Source organism: Prevotella sp. P5-64, assembly GCF_002251285.1.
Lineage (GTDB): Bacteria > Bacteroidota > Bacteroidia > Bacteroidales > Bacteroidaceae > Prevotella.
Genome location: NZ_NPJK01000034.1, coordinates 1 through 252, shown reverse-complemented (window position 1 = coordinate 252; position 252 = coordinate 1). Strand labels below are relative to the sequence as shown.

1 pseudogene is annotated in these 252 nt (G+C 42.9%); it reads left to right on the top strand.

What is annotated here, in order from left to right:
- A pseudogene (locus CIK87_RS13970) lies at positions 1 to 139 on the top strand (IS1380 family transposase); the annotation flags it as partial.
- Between the last annotated feature and the right edge of the window lie 113 nt (positions 140 to 252).

Here is a 252-nt window from a genome sequence, read left to right as displayed (position 1 = left end):
GAAAACGAGTCGCATAAAGGCTTTTGTCTTCAGATTCATCTCCGTACCTGCCAAGTGGATCATGACTGCAAGGCAATACGTGCTGAATATCTACACAGAGAACCGAGCTTATGCAAAACCCTTCAAACCTGAGTTCGGGATAAGCGACAGTCGTTTTTCTTGCTATGCCAGATTTCCGACAGGTGCATATTACATTTGCCCTCCAAACAATATGGATGGCAAAATGCAGAATTGTAAAGTCCAAATGAAGTT